At 74.4% G+C, this 17389-nt stretch carries 15 protein-coding genes and 1 tRNA gene; 8 read left to right on the top strand and 8 right to left on the bottom strand.

Annotation, left to right across the window (positions count from 1 at the left end; translation table 11 throughout):
* Positions 1–11: 11 nt before the first annotated feature.
* The 5 genes from JN535_RS17240 to JN535_RS17220 all read right to left on the bottom strand — a co-directional run bounded on the left by JN535_RS17240 (position 12) and on the right by JN535_RS17220 (position 6915).
* Positions 12–1271: a DUF4032 domain-containing protein gene (locus JN535_RS17240; RefSeq protein WP_205206996.1), complete on the bottom strand. Its 1260-nt coding sequence runs from the start codon at positions 1269–1271 to the stop codon at positions 12–14.
* 78 nt (positions 1272–1349) lie between these two features.
* Positions 1350–3059, bottom strand: coding sequence for a discoidin domain-containing protein (locus JN535_RS17235; protein ID WP_205206995.1), 1710 nt, complete (start codon positions 3057–3059; stop codon positions 1350–1352).
* Between the two features lie 177 nt (positions 3060–3236).
* Positions 3237–4361, bottom strand: coding sequence for an ABC transporter ATP-binding protein (locus JN535_RS17230; protein WP_205206994.1), 1125 nt, complete (start codon positions 4359–4361; stop codon positions 3237–3239).
* Between the two features lie 251 nt (positions 4362–4612).
* Positions 4613–5458 (bottom strand): trehalose-phosphatase, encoded by an 846-nt coding sequence (gene otsB / locus JN535_RS17225; protein WP_307868885.1) that lies wholly within the window; start codon positions 5456–5458, stop codon positions 4613–4615.
* Positions 5455–6915, bottom strand: coding sequence for an alpha,alpha-trehalose-phosphate synthase (UDP-forming) (locus tag JN535_RS17220; RefSeq protein WP_307868884.1), 1461 nt, complete (start codon positions 6913–6915; stop codon positions 5455–5457). Before JN535_RS17220 ends, otsB begins: the two co-directional genes overlap by 4 nt.
* 191 nt (positions 6916–7106) lie before the next feature.
* Here JN535_RS17220 and JN535_RS17215 point away from each other — a divergent pair, with 191 nt between their 5' ends.
* The 4 genes from JN535_RS17215 to JN535_RS17200 all read left to right on the top strand — a co-directional run bounded on the left by JN535_RS17215 (position 7107) and on the right by JN535_RS17200 (position 10603).
* Positions 7107–8828, top strand: a complete 1722-nt coding sequence (locus tag JN535_RS17215; protein WP_205206978.1) for a serine/threonine-protein kinase — start codon at positions 7107–7109, stop codon at positions 8826–8828.
* Positions 8829–8915: 87 nt separating this feature from the next.
* Positions 8916–9491: a hypothetical protein gene (locus JN535_RS17210; protein ID WP_205206976.1), complete on the top strand. Its 576-nt coding sequence runs from the start codon at positions 8916–8918 to the stop codon at positions 9489–9491.
* Between the two features lie 89 nt (positions 9492–9580).
* Positions 9581–10435 carry a DsbA family protein gene (locus JN535_RS17205; RefSeq protein ID WP_205206974.1) on the top strand — a complete coding sequence of 285 codons (855 nt, stop codon included), beginning with the start codon at positions 9581–9583 and terminating at the stop codon, positions 10433–10435.
* 92 nt (positions 10436–10527) lie between these two features.
* A tRNA-Thr gene (locus tag JN535_RS17200) sits at positions 10528–10603 on the top strand.
* A 135-nt stretch (positions 10604–10738) separates the two neighbouring features.
* Here the strand turns inward: JN535_RS17200 and JN535_RS17195 are convergent.
* Positions 10739–11578 (bottom strand): SGNH/GDSL hydrolase family protein, encoded by an 840-nt coding sequence (locus tag JN535_RS17195; protein WP_240201374.1) that lies wholly within the window; start codon positions 11576–11578, stop codon positions 10739–10741.
* A 472-nt stretch (positions 11579–12050) separates the two neighbouring features.
* The gene (locus JN535_RS17190) at positions 12051–12710 is read right to left on the bottom strand and encodes a uracil-DNA glycosylase (protein ID WP_307868901.1); all 660 of its coding nucleotides are present in this window, start codon (positions 12708–12710) and stop codon (positions 12051–12053) included.
* A 242-nt stretch (positions 12711–12952) separates the two neighbouring features.
* Between JN535_RS17190 and JN535_RS17185 the strand changes: the two genes are divergently transcribed.
* The 4 genes from JN535_RS17185 (at position 12953) to JN535_RS17170 (ending at position 15915) form a co-directional block, all read left to right on the top strand.
* Complete coding sequence (locus JN535_RS17185) at positions 12953–13273, top strand: DUF3263 domain-containing protein (RefSeq protein WP_240201359.1); 321 nt, start codon at positions 12953–12955, stop codon at positions 13271–13273.
* An 80-nt stretch (positions 13274–13353) separates the two neighbouring features.
* Complete coding sequence (locus JN535_RS21625) at positions 13354–14007, top strand: LytR C-terminal domain-containing protein (RefSeq protein ID WP_205206972.1); 654 nt, start codon at positions 13354–13356, stop codon at positions 14005–14007.
* A gap of 182 nt (positions 14008–14189) precedes the next feature.
* The gene (locus tag JN535_RS17175) at positions 14190–14393 is read left to right on the top strand and encodes a cold-shock protein (RefSeq protein WP_205206970.1); all 204 of its coding nucleotides are present in this window, start codon (positions 14190–14192) and stop codon (positions 14391–14393) included.
* 19 nt (positions 14394–14412) lie between these two features.
* A complete protein-coding gene (locus JN535_RS17170) occupies positions 14413–15915 on the top strand; it encodes a phytoene desaturase family protein (protein WP_205206968.1) in 1503 nt (500 codons plus the stop codon).
* A 7-nt stretch (positions 15916–15922) separates the two neighbouring features.
* Here the strand turns inward: JN535_RS17170 and JN535_RS17165 are convergent, their stop codons facing one another.
* Positions 15923–17383 carry a glycoside hydrolase family 15 gene (locus JN535_RS17165; RefSeq protein WP_205206966.1) on the bottom strand — a complete coding sequence of 487 codons (1461 nt, stop codon included), beginning with the start codon at positions 17381–17383 and terminating at the stop codon, positions 15923–15925.
* Positions 17384–17389: the final 6 nt, after the last annotated feature.

Here is a 17389-nt window from a genome sequence, read left to right as displayed (position 1 = left end):
GTCTGACGGTCTCAGCCGTAGTACTCGGGGTCCTTCTCACCCGGTGCCAGGCCGAGGATCGCCTTCTCGTCCGGCCGGTGCCGCAGCACGTTCTCGACGTACGACTGGGTCGCCTCCGCCATCGGGACGTCACGACCTGCGCGCTCGGAGATGAACCAGCGGTGGTCGAGGATCTCGTGGAAGAGCTGCGCCGGCTCGAGCTTGCGGCGCAGGTTGCGGGGCACGGCCTGGATGGTGGGCTCGAACACGCCGCTGAGCCAGTCGTGCGCGACGAACTCCTCGTCGTCGTTCTGCCGCTCCGCCGCGGCCCGGAAGGAGTCGAGGTCGTTGAGCAGACGGCGCGCCTGGTTCTCCTGCACGTCGAGTCCGGTGAGGCGCAGCAGGCGGCGCGAGTGGTGCCCCGCGTCGACGACCTTCGGCTGGATCTGCACCGTCGTGCCGTCGATGTCGGTCGTGATCGCGAGCTCGTCGACGTCGAACCCGAGGTTGTTGAGGTGCTCGATGCGCGCCGCGACGCGCCACCGCTCGTTCGCGTCGAACGACTCCGACGTGGTGAGCGCCGCCCACAGCTCCTCGTAGCGCGCCACGAGCGCGTCGCCGATCGCGACCTCGTCCACGTCCTCGTCGAGCAGCTCGCCCGCCGAGAGGTCCATGAGCTCGCCGATGATGTTGGTCCGCGCGAGGTCGACGTCGTACGAGCGCTGGCCGGGGGAGAGCTCGCGGTGCAGGTCGCCCGTCTCCGCGTCCACGAGGAACGCCGCGAAGGTCTCGGCGTCGCGCCGGAACAGCGTGTTCGACAGCGACACGTCGCCCCAGTAGAACCCGACGAGGTGCAGGCGCACGAGCAGCACGGCGAGCGCGTCGATGAGGCGCGTCGCGGTGTCCGGGCGCAGCGACTGGCTGAACAGCGCGCGGTAGGGGAGCGAGAACTGCAGGTGCTCCGTGATGAGCACGGCCTCGAGGCGCTCGCCGTTCGCGTCCTGGCGCCCGGTGATGACGCCCACCGGGACGACGCTCGGCACCTCGAGCCGGCGGAGCTGGCGCAGCAGCTCGTACTCGCGGTACGCGACCGTCTCGCCGATCTCCTTGATCGCGATGACCCGTCCGGAGAGACGGACGAACCGCACGATGTGCCGGGAGATACCGCGCGGCAGCGCCGCGAGGGTCTCGGCCGGCCACTCCTCGAGCGGGATGTCCCAGGGCAGGTCGAGGAGAGCCGGGTCGGGGGCCGACGCGGTGATCTGCAGGTTGTGCACCGTCACGGGGTCCATTGTCCATGGTCGCGGACGGACGGGCGGGGCGGGTCCGACCCGGAGGCCGGACCCGCCCCGCCGAGGCCCAGGAGGAGATCAGGAGCAGGCGAGCGCGTCGTGCTCGGCGTCGACGGTCGAGGTGACCTCCTCGCCGTCGACCGTCGCGGCACCGGTGACGGTCACCGAGCCGCTCGCGACCGAGGTCGCACGCACCGCGAACGACTGGTACGCGTTCGAGCCCGGTGCGACGTCCGTGAACTCGCGCGTGCCGTACGGCGTCGTGAGGGTCACGTCGACCGGCGAGTCCTCACCGTTGGCCGCACGGACGGCGAGGTACGCCTGGCCGGCCAGGCAGCGTGCCTGCACCTCGACGTCGAGGTCGAGCTGCCCGACCGGCGTGCCGTAGACCTCGAGCTCGTAGAGCGAGAAGCCCCACTGCGTCGCGCGCTCGGTGAGGTAGAGCCGCACGTGCCGCCCCGTCCCGGAGATCTCCAGGTCGTCGAACCCGCCGTCGCCGTCCGCGACGGTGTGGACCGTGGTCCAGGTCTCGCCGTCGGGCGAGGTCTGGATCTGGTACCCCGACCCGTACGCCGTCTCCCAGTCGACGACGACGCGGTTCAGGTCGTAGCTCGCGCCGAGGTCCACGGCGAGCCACTCCGGGTCGCTCCACGCGCTGCTCCAGCGGGTGCCGGCGTTGCCGTCGACCGCCAGCTCGGGCTCGTGACCGGGCTCGTCGATGCTGGAGGCCGTCACCGGGCGGCCCAGGGCGAGCGAGTCCTCGTCCTCCTCGCCGCCGCCCTCGGACTCGAAGCAGCGGAGGTACCGGTAGGACTCCGCGGAGGTCTCGAACGACGGCGCCCAGTCCCACTCGTAGGTGAAGTACTGCACGTACGGCTCGGCCGCGGCGATGATCGCCGGGAGGTCCAGCTCGCCCCGACCGAGCGCGACCTGCCGCATGTCGCCCGGCGCGTCGACGTTCACGGCGTCCTTGATGTGGAGCAGCTCGATGCGGTCGCCGTGCTCCTCGATCCACGACGGCACGTCGATGCCCGCGTCGGCGGCCCAGCCGACGTCGAGCTCGAACGTGACGTAGCGCGGGTCGGTGTTCTCCTCGATGACCTCCCACGCGCTGACCATCTCGCCCGTCACCGGGTGGGGGTACCGCGTGGTGAACTCGCTCTGGTGGTTGTGCAGCACGATCTTGTTCGCACCGTTCTCGTGCGCGTACTGGCCGAGCCGGTTCGCGTGCTGGGCGGTCGCGACCGCCTCGGCGTAGGTGCCGTAGCCACCGGCCATCCCGCCGGTCCCGATGTAGTCCTGGCCCAGCGCGACGGCGTAGGCGACCGTCTGGGGCCACGTCGCCCAGTCCGTGCTGCCGTGGCTCGACGACACCGCGAGGCCGTGCTCGTCGAGGATCGCCTGGTACTCGTCGACGGGCATCGAGTAGGGCTGGTTGTACGGTTCGACGTTCGTGAACCCGGCGTTCGCCACCTCGCCGAGGACCCGGTCGATCGTCTCGGCCGACGGCGTCCCCGAGCCGCCGAGCTCACCGACGTGCGTGTAGAGCTGGATCGAGATCTTGGAGTCGGGGAGCCCTTCGTCCGCGCCGCACGTGACGGCCGCGGCGAGGGTGGACGGAGGGCTGGACGCGGGGGACGGGGTCGCGACGGCCGGGGCCGCGGCGAGCGTGCACGCGACGAGCGCGCCGCCCGTCAGTGCCGCGCCGAGGCGCCGAGCGCGGGGCGAGAGGTGCGGGATCTGCATGAGGCTCCAATTGACAGCGTTGTCGATTTGGGTGACGAGCATGCGACTTCTGACGTCGCGTGTGCAAAAGGAGTCTTGTGGGCGGCCATGACCCTGTCAAGGGCGAGCCCGGCCGACCCGGCCCCACCGGCGGGCGGCGACACGATCGGCCGTGGAACGCCGCAGGGCGGGTCCCTCCCGATCGGGAGGACCCGCCCTGCGGCGGCGACGCGAGAGGTGTCAGCTGATGCGCTGGCCCGACGCGGCGGAGAAGACGTGCGAGTGACCCGGGCGGATCGTCACGTAGATGCGCTCGCCCTTGGCCGGGACGTTGCGGGGGTCGACGCGGACGATGACCTGGTTGTCGCCGGCGCCCGAGTGGACGTCGGCCTGCGAGGCCAGCTCGCCCTTGAGGGTGCCGTAGACGAACGCGTCGGAGCCGAGCTCCTCGACGATGTTCACCTCGACGGGGAAGGCGCTCTCGTTGGCCTGCGACACGACGTCGAGCGACTCGGGGCGGAAGCCGATGGTGACCTTGCCGTTGTCGGCCTCGGTGATCTTCGCGGCCGTCTCGCGCTCGAGCGTGAGGCGGGCCGGGCCGACCTCGGCGACGCCGTTCTTGACGGCGAAGGTGCCGATGTTCATGGCCGGCGAGCCGATGAAGCCGGCGACGAAGACGTTGGCCGGCGTGTCGTACATCTCGCGCGGCGTGCCGACCTGCTGGAGGAGGCCGTCCTTGAGGACCGCGATGCGGTCGCCCATGGTGAGGGCCTCGGTCTGGTCGTGCGTGACGTAGACCGTCGTGACGCCGAGGCGACGCTGGAGCGACGCGATCTGCGTACGGGTCTGGACGCGGAGCTTGGCGTCGAGGTTCGACAGCGGCTCGTCCATGAGGAACACCTGCGGCTGGCGGACGATCGCGCGGCCCATGGCGACGCGCTGACGCTGACCACCGGAGAGCGCCTTCGGCTTGCGGTCGAGGTACTCGGTGAGGTCGAGGATCTTCGCGGCCTCCTCGACGCGCTGGCGGATCTCCGCCTTCGGCGTGCCGGCGATCTTCAGCGCGAAGCCCATGTTGTCCGCGACGGACATGTGCGGGTACAGCGCGTAGTTCTGGAACACCATCGCGATGTCGCGGTCCTTCGGCTGGACGTCCGTGACGTCGCGGTCGCCGATGTAGATGTGACCGCCGTTGACGTCCTCGAGGCCCGCGAGCATGCGGAGCGAGGTCGACTTGCCGCAGCCCGAGGGGCCGACGAGGACGAGGAACTCGCCGTCCTCGATGTGCAGGTTGAGCTGGTCCACGGCGGGGCGCTCGGTCCCGGGGTAGAGCCGGGTTGCGTGGTCGTAGGTGACCGTAGCCATGACTGGTACATCCCTCCACCGGCAGGTACGTGCCGGACGATCCGTTGTGCAGTGACGTGCCACGTCGACGTAGCTGTTCGCGATGGCGGACGAGCGTGTCTTCGACGACACAGAAGAAGTCGGACCCCCTCCGGTACGGGCAGGGGACCCGACGTCATCGTGGACCCGATACTACTCCCGGTTCTGAGTGCTTCGTCACAGCGCCGGTCACGATCGGGTAGCGGTTCGCGCGGCGGCCCGTGACCCGCCCGTCAGGCCTCCGGGTGCCCCAGCAGGTCGGCGAGCAGGTCGAGCGCCGCGGCCAGCACGTCGGCGTCGGGCACCCGCGCGGCGGCCCGGGTCTCGCCGTCCCCGACCTTGATCCCCAGGTCGCCCGTGCCGAGGACGGCGAACGCGGTCTCGTCCGTGGTGTCGTCCCCGGCGTACAGCACGCGCGTGCGCGCGAGCCCGGCGTCCTGCCCGACGACGTCCCGCAGCCGGTCGACCGCCTCGCCCTTGGACGTCTCGACGACGGCGACCTCCACCACGTCCTTGCCGTGCATCGCGTGCAGCCCGAGCCGCTCGGCCACGGCGTCCGCGACGTCCTCGGCCGCGCGCGTGTCCGCCGGTGACGCGAGCCGCGTGTGCAGGACGGCGGCGCTCGGCTTGTCCTGGACCCACGCGCCCTCGCGGCCCGACACGGCGTCCGCGAGGCCGGCCCGCAGCGCCGCGAGGGCCTCGGCCTGGTCCGCGGTCAGCTCGAGCGGGACCGCCTCGAGACCCGTCGGCGTGACGACGCCCGTCTCGGCGCCGTGGCTGCCCACGAGGAAGGTCCCGACGGGCGGCTCGCTGCGCTCGGCGAGGTCCGCGAGGTGCCGCCCCGAGACCAGGGCGAGGCGCGTCGTCGTCCCCGCGAGCACCCTCCCGAGGCGGTCGACCGCGGCCCGCGCCGCGGGCGCCATGCGCGCCGCGTGCGGGTCGTCGACGAGCGGCGCGAGCGTCCCGTCGAAGTCGAGCGCGACGAGCCGGGCGTGCGGGGCGTCGGCGCCGTCCGTCGCGAACGCGCGGACGGCGCCGGCGACGGGTGGGGGCAAGGGCGGCGCGCCCGGCGGGGTCACGCGCCGAGCTCCGCGGCGACGCCGGCCCGCTGCGCCGGGTCGTCGTCGGCACGACGGTGCGGCACGCGCGACGGCATGGCCGTGAGGACGCCGAGGAACGACTCCGACCACTTCGCGACGTCGTCGTTGAGGACCTTGCGGCGCAGACGGCGCATGCGCTTGCGCTGCTCGCGGTGGTCCATGTGCGCGGCGGCCACGATGATGTCCTTCATCCCGTCGATGTCGTGCGGGTTGACCAGCAGCGCGCCCGAGGAGAGCTCGTCCGCGGCGCCCGTGAACTCCGAGAGCACGAGGACGCCCCGGTCGTCGGAGCGCGCCGCGACGTACTCCTTGGCGACGAGGTTCATGCCGTCGCGCAGCGCCGTGACGAGCATGACGTCCGCCGCGAGGTACAGCGCGGCCATCTCCTCCGGCGGGTAGGAGTGGTGCAGGTAGTGGATCGCGGCGTGCCCGATCTCGGCGTACTCCCCGTTGATGCGCCCGACCGCGCCCTCCACGTGCTCGCGCAGCTCCTGGTAGGCGTCGACGTTCTCGCGGCTCGGGCTCGCGACCTGGACGAGCGTCGCGTGCTCGACGTCGAGGCGCCCGTCCTGGAGCAGCTCGCCGTACGCCTTGACGCGGTGCCGGATGCCCTTGGTGTAGTCGAGTCGGTCGACGCCGAGCATCATGATGTCCGGGTCGCCCAGGTCGGCGCGGATCTCGCGCGAGCGCTGCTGCACCTCGGGCGAGCGGGCGAGCTCGTCGAAGCGGCGCGAGTCGATCGAGATGGGGAACGCCGCGGCGCGCACGTGCCGGTCGCGGCCGTCCTCGCCGGGGACCGTGATGATGGGGCCGCGCGTCGTGTGCGCACGCAGGCGGCGCACGGCGCGGATGAAGTTCGCGGCGTCGCCCGCGCGCTGGAAGCCCACGAGGTCGGCGCCGAGGAGGCCGTCGAGCACCTGCCGTCGCCAGGGGAGCTGCTGGAAGAGCTCGAGGGGCGGGAACGGGATGTGGTTGAAGAACCCGATCCGCACGTCCGGGCGCTGGGCGCGGATCATCTGCGGCACGAGCTGGAGCTGGTAGTCGTGCACCCACACGACGCCGCCCGGCGAGACCTGCGCGACCGCGGCGTCCGCGAAGCGCTGGTTGACGCGGCGGTAGGCCTCCCACCAGGTGCGGTGATAGGTGGGCGGCGAGATGACGTCGTGGTAGAGCGGCCAGAGCGTGTCGTTGGAGAAGCCCTCGTAGTAGCGCTCGATCTCGTCGGCCGAGAGGGTGACGGGCACGAGCCGCATGTCGTCCGCGTCGAACGGCTCGCTCGCGAGGTCGGGGGCACCGGACCAGCCGACCCACGCGCCGTCGGACGCCTGCATGACGGGCTCGAGCGCCGTCACCAGACCGCCGGGCGAGCGGTTCCACTCGACGACGTCGCCACCGGGTCCGACCGTGAAGTCCACGGGCAGCCGGTTGGCCACCACGACGAGATCGAATCCCTCTTTGCCTGTCAATGGAGTACTCCTTGAGCTTCGATGGATCGCGCCTGGGCGACCCAGGGTAGTGGGCCCGCCCGGCGCGCGGACGGGCCGTCCGTCCCGGGCCGCGTCGCCCACCGGGCCCGACGGGTCGGTCCGGAAGGCGATGACCGGCCCGCTGCGGCTACCTTGTCACCATGGAGGAGCCCACGCAGCGCGTCGACGTGCGGACCGCCCCCGCCGGGCCGTCGCGCGGCCCCGCGCCCGGCAGCGAGGTCGGGGGCTACCACATCGGCGCGCGGCTCGGGTCCGGCGCCATGGGCACCGTCCACAGCGCGCACGACGGCGGCGGGAACCTCGTCGCGATCAAGCTCCTCCACGCGCACGTCGACCTCGACGCCGCGGCCCAGGGGCGCGAGCGGCTGCGGCGCGAGGCGCTCGCCCTCCAGCGCCTGCGGCACCCCGCCGTCGCGCAGATCCTCGACGTCGAGCTCGACGGCCCGGACGCGTTCATCGTCACCGAGCTCGTCGACGGCCCGACGCTCGAGGACGAGGTCGCCGAGGGCGGCCCGCTCGACGCGTGGGACCTCTACGAGCTCGCGGACCAGCTCGCCGCCGCGCTGGAGTCCGTCCACGCGGCCGGCGTGGTGCACCGCGACCTCAAGCCGAGCAACGTCATGGTCTCCTCGCGGGGCCCCGTGCTCATCGACTTCGGCATCGCCCAGGGCCTCGAGGACGCACGCGTCACGTCGACAGGCCTCGTCATGGGCACGCCCGGCTACCTCGCGCCCGAGCTGCTGGAGGGCGCCGCCCCGAGCGTCGGCTCCGACTGGTGGGGCTGGGCCGCGCTCCTCGCGTACGCCGCGACGGGGCGGGCGCCGTTCGGCGTCCGGCCCACCGACGTCGTGCTCGCCCGGGCACGCAGCGGGCGGCCCGACCTCGCGGGCCTCGGGCCGGTCACCGCACGTGCGCTCGCCGGGGCGCTGCACGCCGACCCCGCGCAGCGGCTCGGCCCGACCGAGGTCGTCGCCGCCCTGCGGCACGCCGCCGACACGGGCGACGTGGCCCCCGCGACCCAGGTCGTCGGCCCGCCCACCGGTCCCACGCGGGTCGTGCCTCCCGTCGCCGTCGTGCCCGGCGGCACCGGTGCGCAGGGGTGGACCGGCCAGGCTCAGGTCGTCCCGCCGCCGCTGCCCACGTCGCAGTCCCAGGTCAACGACGGCCGCACCATGGCCGTGCCGGCCGGCCACGACCTCATGGACGACCTCGGCGCCCCACCCGTCGGCGAGGACGGCGAACCGCTGTACGTACGGCCCGTGCCCCCGGCACGCCGCACCGCGCTGCTCCTGCTCGCCGCGCCGCTCGTCCTGCTCGGCGTGCTCTACCCGGGCGTCGGCTTCGTCGTGCTGTCCGTCCTCGTGGTCCTCGCGCGCATCGTCGGCGTGACCACCGAGTCCCTCCACGCGCGGCGCGAGCGGCGCGGCGTCTCGCCCCGCGACACCGTGCGGGCCGTCGCGGCGTCGCCCTGGTACGTCGTGCGGGCCGTCGTCGGGGCGCTCCCGTCGCTGCTCGTCGCGGCGTGCGCCGGCGTGCTCGTCGTCGTGGCCGGGTGGTGGCTGCTGGAGTCCGACCGCTGGGTCGTCGTCGAGGGCGCGGACGGCGGGAACTCGCCGGTCGTCACGACGGTGGTCCTGGGCCTCGCGGCGCTCGCGGCCGTCGTGCTCGCCTGGGCCGGGCCGCTGACCCACCTCACGCGCTACGGGACGCGCACGGCCCTCGCGCGCCTCGCGCCGGGGCGCACGGGGACGCTCGTGCTCGCGGGCGTCGGGATCGTCCTCACGGTCGTGTGCGTGGTGCTCCTCGCGGGCGACCCCGGCGTCACGTGGTGGCCGTTCCCCGGGCCGCCGTCGCTGCGCTGAGCGGGTCGACCGGCACCGGGCGCCGCACGTCACCCCGTGCCGAGTTCTCCCAGCCCGCTACCAGCCCGCATGCGTAGGATGGGCGCCGTGCTCCGGACGACGGTGCCGCGCGCGTGGTCGCGCGGCGTGACGCGCACGTCCGTCGTGCCCGTGACCGGCCGGTTCCTCGGCCCCGCCCTCCTGCTCCTCACGCTCGTCGCCGCCCTGGTGACGCAGCTCGCCGACCGCGGCTACGCCGTCGTGCACCAGTGCGTGACGGTGCCCGGTGCGTGGGGCGTCGCGGGGATGCACCTCGCCCTCGTCCACGAGGCCCCGGACTGCCCGTCCGGCACGGCCCTCGGCGGCGACCCCGCCGCCATGGTCACCGTGGTCGGGGCGCTCGCGCTGCCCGTCGTCGTCGCGCACGCGGTGGCCGCGGCGGTCGCCTGGGGCGTGTCGGCGTGGGCGCGGCGCGCGCACGAGCGCTCCCGCGCCGTCGTGGCCGGGGCGGCGCGTGCGCTGCGGACGGTGGTGCGGGGCGCGCTCCGCCCTGTGGGCGCGCTCGTCGCGGGCGCCCGTCGGGTCGCGCGTCCGGTGCCCGACGCCGTCCCCGCCGCCCTGCACCACCTCGCCGACGCGGTGGTGCGCACGCGGCGCGGCCCGCCGCGGCTCGCGCTCGTCTGACGACGCCGTCGGACGCACGGCCCGCGCGACCCTCGTCGGCGCGCACCCCGACACATCCCCAGCTCTCGGAACTCCCTCGGAGGACGACCATGCCCAGCAACGAAACCCAGACCAAGGCCCAGCGCCGCGAGGCCGCGCGCGCGGAGGCCCTGGCGCTGCGCGAGGCGCAGGCCAAGCGCGACAAGCGGAACCGCCTCATCACGATCGGAGCGCTCGTCGCGGGCGTCCTCGTCCTCGTCGGCGTGTTCCTCGCCGTGTGGATCCCGGCCATGAAGGACCAGAACAAGACGATCGACGCGGTCGCGGCCGGCAACCTCGCCGACGTGACGAGCCCCTCGACGTCCCGCGACGACGGCGGCATCCCGATGGGCGCCGACGGCGCGGCCGGGACGGAGAACGAGGGCGCGGTCGAGGTCGGCGTCTACCTCGACTACATGTGCCCCATCTGCGGCCAGTTCGAGGAGACGAACGGCGCGATGCTCGACCAGCTCCGCGAGTCGGGTGACATCACCGTCGTCCTGCACCCCGTCTCGATCCTCGACCGCATGGCGAACGCGCAGCAGTTCTCGACCCGCTCCGCGGCGGCCGCCGCGTGGGTCGCGGACCGCGCGCCGGAGCAGATGAACGCGTTCAACGCGATCATGTTCCAGAACCAGCCCGAGGAGAACGTCTCGACCCTCACCGACGAGCAGATCGCGGACCTGGCCGAGCAGGCCGGCGTCCCGGCCGACGTCGCCGCGGGCATCGCCGACGGGACCGCCGTCGAGACGTACGGCGACTGGGCCGCCACCGCGACGAGCCTCGTCACGCAGGACGAGTCCCTCGTGAACCCGCAGTCCGGCGGCTTCGGCACGCCGACGATCACGATCGACGGCGAGCGCTGGGACGGCAACTGGAGCGACCCGAACGCGCTCTCGGAGGCCGTCACGGCCGCGCAGGGCTGACCGCCGCGGGCCCGCGCCACCGGCGCGGGCCTGTGCTCCCGGACCGGCCGGGTGAGCAGGTAGTCTGTTCGCTCGCCCGGCAGGCCGGGCACGCCGCCTTAGCTCAGCTGGTAGAGCACTCGCCTTGTAAGCGAAAGGTCGTCGGTTCGAACCCGACAGGCGGCTCCACCCCCCGACGCCCCCGGTTCCGCGAGGAGCCGGGGGCGTCGTCGTTCCGGTGCGGCATCGTGAGGTCGGCGGTTCCTGCCCGGATCGGCAGCTCCGACCGCCGATCCGGGCAGGAGCTGCCGATCTCGTCCGCGCTCAGCGGTCGGCGAGCGGCACCGGGAGGAGCTCGGGTGCCTTGGGGAGCCGGCCGTCGCCCGACGACGTCCCCCGGATCCGGCGTTGCGCCCACGGCACGACGTGCGTGCGCACCCACTGCGCGTTCTGCCGCGCCCGGTCCAGCGCCGGGAGCGGCGGGAGGGGAGCGAGCGGGTCGTCCCACGCCGCGTCGTCGGGCGCCTGCCCCAGCCCGACGAGCGCCGCCTGCGCGACCCGCCGGTGGCCCTCGGGCGTCAGGTGGATGCGGTCCTCCGACCACACCCGCCAGTCCTGGAGCGCGCGCATGCCCCACAGGTCGAGCACGTACGCACCCTGGCGGCGCGCGATCGACCAGATGTGCGCGTTGTACACCCCGACGCGCGGGCGCGTGAGGCTCACGAGCGGCGACTGCGAGGCGTCGAAGCCGGTCGCCATGAGCACGTCGATCCCCGCCCCGCGCAGGCGCGCCACGGCGTGCTCGAGGTTGCGCGCGAGCCGGTCGACGTCGGCGTTCGGCCGCAGGATGTCGTTGCCGCCGCCGATGATGCTCACGAGGTCCGGCTTCAGCTCCAGCGCCGTCGGGACCTGCTCGGTGAGGATCGAGCGCAGCTTGCGTCCGCGGATCGCGAGGTTCGCGTAGCGCAGCGGCTCCTCTCCCGCCGCGACGCGTCGAGCCGCGAGGTGCTGCGCGAGGAGGTCGGCCCAGCCGCGCTGGTGGTCCTCCTCACCGGGGTAGGGGTCCCACAGGCCCTCGGTGAACGAGTCGCCGATCGCGACGTAGCTCGTCCAACGGGGCGGGGCGTCGTCGGCTCGGCGTGCGTCGGAGGCGTCACCGGCCAGGGGAGTGGTCGTCGGGTTCTGCGTCGTCACCCGCCCATTCTGCTCCCACCACCGCTGTGCCCCCGCCGAGCGGATCCCGGTCGCGCGAGGCAGGACCGCGGTCGCGCGAGGTAGAACCTGTGAGTCTTGCGGTGGCTGGTCCCGGGCGCACGGTGGCGACGAGGCGTTGGGCACACCGGACCCCGCGGGCGGTCACCCGGGTGAGTGACGACCAGGGCGAGACGACGCCGGGCGGGGTGGGTGGTGGTGCCGCGTCGTGGTCGGGCCTGGCGCGAGCCGCGAGGAACGAGCGGCGGATGGTAGACGCGGCACCACCACCCACCCCGCCCACCCAGGGCGACCACACGCCGTCGAGCCCAAGAACCACGGCTCTACCTCGCGCGACCACGGCTCTACCTCGGCGGACCACGGCTCTACCTCGCGTGACGACGGTTCTCCGTGGGTGACCGAGGTTCTCCCGCGGCGGGTGGGCCTACGCCGTCGGGAGGGTCCAGTCGACAGGGTCGGCGCCCTGGGCGACGAGGAGCTCGTTGACGCGGGAGAACGGGCGGGAGCCGAAGAACCCGCGGCGCGCGGAGAGCGGGCTCGGGTGGGCGCTCGCGACGACGGGAGTGTCGCCGAGCATCGGGCGCAGCGTCGCGGCGTCGCGGCCCCACAGGATCGCGACGAGCGGGGCGTCGCGGGCGACGAGCGCCCGGATCGCGGCCTCCGTGACGGCCTCCCAGCCCTGGCCGCGGTGCGAACCCGGCTCGCCCGGGCGGACGGTGAGCACCCTGTTGAGGAGCATGACGCCCTGGTCGCTCCACGCGGTGAGGTCGCCGTTCGCGGGCGTGGGGGCGCCGACGTCCTCCGCGAGCTCCGCGAAGATGTTCTGGAGCGAGCGCGGCACCGGGCGCACGTGCGGCTGCACGGAGAACGACAGCCCCATCGGGTGCCCCGGCGTCGGGTAGGGGTCCTGTCCGACGACGAGCACGCGCACGTCCGCGAGCGGGCGCGAGAAGGCGTTGAGGATCGCCGACGGCGCGGGCAGGTACTCCCGACCGGCCGCGACCTCCGCGCGCAGGAAGTCCCCGAGCGCGTGGAGCTGCGGCTCGACCGGCGCGAGGGCCTGGGCCCAGTCGGGCGCCATGATGCTCGCGAGCGGGGGGCGAGGGCTCGGCGTCGGATCGGTGCCGGCCGGGGTGCTGCCCGGACCGACGTCGACGGGCTGGGCGGGTGCGCTCTCCACGGCACCGAGCCTATCCGGCGCGCGGAGGGCCTCGGCGGACTCCGGCGGGGACGAATGACACCCGTGTGGTTCGTGCGTACCCTGAGAGGCGGCCAGACGCACCGGGGTGCGCAGGTCCCGTGACGAGAGAGTGCAGGGAGGGAACGATGAGCGAGGCGGCGTACGTGCTCGACGGACCCGACGCGGTCGGCGACCCGACCGTCCAGGAGGGCTCGGCGTCGGGCCTGAGCGAGCGGGACCAGGAGATCCTGGCGTTCGAGCGGCAGTGGTGGAAGTACTCGGGGGCCAAGGAGCAGGCGGTGCGCGAGCTGTTCGACATGACCGCGACGCGCTACTACCAGGTGCTCAACGCGCTCATCGACTCTCCGGCGGCGCTCGCGCACGACCCCATGCTCGTCAAGCGGCTGCGCCGGATGCGTTCCACCAGGCAGCGGGCCCGCACCGCCCGCCGGCTCGAGGGTCTGTGACCTCGGATGCGCCGATCGCCGGTGAAGTCTGCGCGAACCGGGCGTTTAGTCAACGGCCTTGACCGGGCTACCCTGTCGCCGTGACGAAGAGCCGCTACCCGTACGCGCCCGACGAGTTCGACGCGCCCGCGCCGCAGGGTGCGCCCGTGGGGGTGCACCGCACGCCGCGCAGCGGGTGGAGCAAGACGTGGCCGTTCCTCCTGGTCGCCGTCGTCTTCGCCGGCCTCGCGTACGGGGGCGTCGCGCTGCTGTCGGACAACGGCGCGACCGAGAACCCGCCGCAGGCGCAGTCCACCGAGCCCGCGGCCGAGGAGACCGAGGCGCCGCCCGCCGAGGAGACCGAGGAGCCCCCCGCGACGGAGGAGCCCCCGGCCACGGAGGAGCCGCCCGTCGAGGAGACGCCGGCGGCTCCGGACCTCGCGACGCTCATGGCCGCGGCCGACCCGAGCGCGTACGTCCGCGTGCTGAACGACAGCGGGATCGGCGGAGAGGCCCGCAAGGGCAAGGACGCCCTCGACGCGCAGGGCTTCAGCAACACCGAGGCGGGGGACTTCCCCCGGGGGAGCGAGAGCCCCGACGTCACGACCGTCTGGTACGTGCCGAACCGCAGCGACACGGCCGCCGCCGTCGCGGCGACGCTCGGGATCCCGGCGGAGAACGTGGTCCAGGTCGACTCCCTCAACACCGGCGACGTCGCCGTCATCATCAAGTCGGAGCTCACCCCCGTCGGCTGACGGCTGCGCCCGCCCTCGATCACGGGGACTGAGGTCGCACCCGTGTGACCTGCTCGTTCGCCGGAGCTCCTGCTTGCGTCACGCTGCGCGTCCGACCTTCCGCGCGCGCCCGCCGCGGGCTAGGCTCGGGCTACCACGGGGCGGGGGTCGCCTCGCGGGCGACGATGCACGAGGAGAGATAGATGGCTCAGGGCACCGTGAAGTGGTTCAACGCCGAGAAGGGCTACGGGTTCATCACGCCTGCCGCCGGCGGACAGGACCTCTTCGTGCACTTCAGCGCGATCCAGACCGACGGCTACCGCACCCTCGACGAGGGCCAGGAGGTCGAGTTCGAGCTCGGACAGGGCACCAAGGGCCCGCAGGCCGAGCAGGTGCGGCCGCTCTGACGCCGCCCCTGAGGGTCGCGTGACGGAGAACCTCGACGCCGTCGTCGTCGGTTCGGGCCCCAACGGGCTGGCCGCCGCCGTGACCCTCGCACGCGCCGGTCTCGCCGTCCGCGTCCTCGAGGCGCAGCCGACCATCGGCGGTGGCTCCCGCACGCTCGACCTCGACCTCGCGGACGGGGTCGTCCATGACGTGTGCTCGGCCGTCCACCCGATGGCGTGGGCGTCGCCGTTCTTCGAGGCGTTGGACCTCGGCGCGCGCGGCGTGGAGCTGCTCGCGCCCGAGGTGTCGTACGCGCACCCGCTCGACGGCGGCCGCGCAGGCATCGCCTTTCACGACCTCGACCGCACGGTCGAGCGCCTCGGCGTCGACGGCGCCGCCTGGCGCGCGCTGCTGGGACCGCTCGTCGACGGCTGGCGCGACGTCGTTGCCGTCGCCCTGGGCGACAAGCGCTCCGTACCGGGTCGCGCGCTGACGCCGAGCGGCGCAGCGGTGGCGGCCCGGTTCGGAGCAGCGGTGCTCGAGCAGGGGAGCGCGGCGTGGACGCGGCGGTTCCGCACCGACGAGGCTGGTTCGCTCCTCACGGGCGTCGCGGCGCACGCCATCTCGCGACTGCCGTCGCTGGCCGCGGCCGGCACGGCGGTCCTTCTCGCCTCGCTCGGTCACGCTCCCGGTGGATGGCCGCTGCCGCGCGGCGGCTCGGGCGCGATCGTCGCGGCCCTCCTGGACGACCTGCGCGCGCACGGCGGGGAGGTCGTCACGGGTCACCGTGTGGGCTCGCTCGCCGACCTGCCGCGAGCCCGGGCGTACGTGTTCGACACGGCGCCGCGCGTCGTCGTGGACGTCTTCGCGGACCGCCTTCCGCCGCGCGCCGAGAACGCCCTTCGGCGGTTCCGCCACGGCGACGCCGCCGCGAAGGTCGACCTCGTGCTCTCCGGGCCGGTCCCGTGGGCGGACCCGGAGGTAGGTCGCGCCGGCACGGTCCACCTCGGCGGCACACGCGCCGAGATGGCGCGCGCCGAGGCCGACGTCGCGGCCGGACGCCACGCCCCGCGTCCGGTGGTCCTGGTCAGCGACCCGACCGTCGTCGACCCGGCGCGCGGGTCCGGCGGGCTGCGGCCCCTGTGGACGTACGCGCACGTGCCCGCCGGCTCGACGCGCGACGTGACCGAGGACGTCCTCGGTCAGCTCGAGCGGTTCGCCCCGGGCGCGCGGGACCTCGTCGTCGCGTCGCGCTGCGTACCCGCCGCGGAGATGGCGGCGCACGACGAGAGCTACGTGGGCGGCGACATCGCGGGCGGCGCCGTGAGCATGTGGCAGATGGTCGCGCGGCCGACGCCCCGCCTCGACCCGTACGCCGTCGGCCTCGAGGGCGTGTATCTGTGCTCGGCGTCGACCCCACCCGGGCCCGGCGTGCACGGGCTCGGCGGCTGGTACGCCGCGCGGCGTGTGCTGCGCCGGGAGTTCGACGTGCGGGAGGAGCCGAGCCTGGCGCCGACGGCGGGGGCAGGCACGCGGCCCTGACCGCGCCCTACCGCGTCGGGGCGACGGGCTCCTGCTCGTCGAGCTCGACGAGCGTGAGCACGACGAGCGCCGAGCTCCAGGACAGCGGTGCGACGGCGGCGGGGGAGCCGTCCGCGAGGACCTTCTCCGGGATCGCGCCCGACGCGGTGCGATGGTCGTCGACCCAGCGGAGCCACTCCCGTGCGTCGGCCCGGTCCTCCGGGTCCGACGACGACGCGGCGGTGAGCGCGTAGAGCGTCGTCTGCGGTGTCCAGGAGATACCGTCCTCGCGCCAGCCCGCCCCGGGCGCGAGCCCACCGGCGGGGCGCAGCATCTCGGTGACCGACGCGCGCCAGGCGACGTCCGCTCCCGCGAGCGGCTCGGGCTGGAACGGCGGCAGCACGAACGCGGTCGACGCGTCGCGCGCGCCGCCGGTCACGTGGCGCGGGTAGCCCTGGGACCCGAACGACCGCTCGACGGCCATCCGCAGCCGTGCGGCGCCGAGCGTCGCCTCGGTGGCCCGCGCCGTGTCGCCCGCCGCGGCGTAGACGTCGGCCGCTGCCTCGAGCCCGGCGAGCAGGGGGCCGGCGGTACCGAGGGTCAGCGCCGTCGGCCCGACCTCCCAGTAGTCGCTCGACGGCGGGGGCAGCGGGTCCTCGCCGTCGACGAGCGAGAGCGCGTGGTCCGTCGCCGCGTCCACGAGGGGGCGCAGCTCGGCGGCGACCTCGCGCCGCGCCGCGGCGGGCGTCTCCTCGAGCACGACGTCCGCCGCCCACAGGACCCAGCCGACGCCGTCGGACTGGAGGCCGCGGTCGTCGGGGACACCCGAGCCGTCGGGCAGGTAGCGCGCGTGGAACGACCCGTCGTCCTCCTGGACGCGGGCGAGGAAGCCGAGGACGTCGCGTGCGTCGTCGACGTGACCGGTGCGCGCGAACGCCGCCGCGGTGAACGACGCGTCGCGCGGCCACACGTAGCGCCACTTGGGCGAGGGGGCGGCGAGCGCGGCGCCGTCCTCGAGCGTCAGGGCGCGCAGGTCGAGGAGCGCGGCCTCGCCGAGCGCCGCGAACGGCCCGTCCGCGCCCGGGACGACGCCGGACGCGAGCCAGGCGCGGGACGCCGCGGCGGCGTCGCGAGCGGCGTCGGGGTCGAGGAGCGTCGACGCGTCGAGCGACGCCCCGGCGACCTGGGCGAGCCGATTCGCCTCGCCGTCGGCCGGGTCGACGCCCGCGGCGAGCCGGGACGGGTCGAGGCTCGTGGGGTCGAGCACCCGGCTCCCGGGGAGGAACGTCGCCGCGGCCCCCGGGGCGAGGCGCAGGAGCGCGGCGCCGCCGTCGGGGGCGGTCGCGACGGCGACGCCGTCCTGGTAGAGGTCGATGTGCTCGCCCGTGGGCGCGGCGACGGCGGTCGCGGCGGTGAGGCCGAGGGCGGGGACCAGCACGAAGCCGGCCAGGGCTGCTGCGAGGCGCCACGACGGTGTTGCGCGGATCACACCGCG

The organism is Cellulosimicrobium cellulans (genome assembly GCF_016921195.1).
Lineage (GTDB): Bacteria > Actinomycetota > Actinomycetes > Actinomycetales > Cellulomonadaceae > Cellulosimicrobium > Cellulosimicrobium cellulans_F.
The sequence above is the reverse complement of the archived record's forward strand: the minus strand, read 5'-3'. Positions and strand labels throughout refer to the sequence as shown.

What these genes read in the sequence shown, in the direction of transcription:
- JN535_RS17240 (WP_205206996.1), bottom strand. Translation starts at nt 1,271, where the DNA reads ATGGACCCCGTGACGGTGCACAACCTGCAGATCACCGCGTCGGCCCCC.
- JN535_RS17235 (WP_205206995.1), bottom strand. Translation starts at nt 3,059, where the DNA reads ATGCTCGTCACCCAAATCGACAACGCTGTCAATTGGAGCCTCATGCAG.
- JN535_RS17230 (WP_205206994.1), bottom strand. Translation starts at nt 4,361, where the DNA reads ATGGCTACGGTCACCTACGACCACGCAACCCGGCTCTACCCCGGGACC.
- JN535_RS17215 (WP_205206978.1), top strand. Translation starts at nt 7,107, where the DNA reads ATGGAGGAGCCCACGCAGCGCGTCGACGTGCGGACCGCCCCCGCCGGG.
- JN535_RS17205 (WP_205206974.1), top strand. Translation starts at nt 9,581, where the DNA reads ATGCCCAGCAACGAAACCCAGACCAAGGCCCAGCGCCGCGAGGCCGCG.
- JN535_RS17185 (WP_240201359.1), top strand. Translation starts at nt 12,953, where the DNA reads ATGAGCGAGGCGGCGTACGTGCTCGACGGACCCGACGCGGTCGGCGAC.
- JN535_RS17175 (WP_205206970.1), top strand. Translation starts at nt 14,190, where the DNA reads ATGGCTCAGGGCACCGTGAAGTGGTTCAACGCCGAGAAGGGCTACGGG.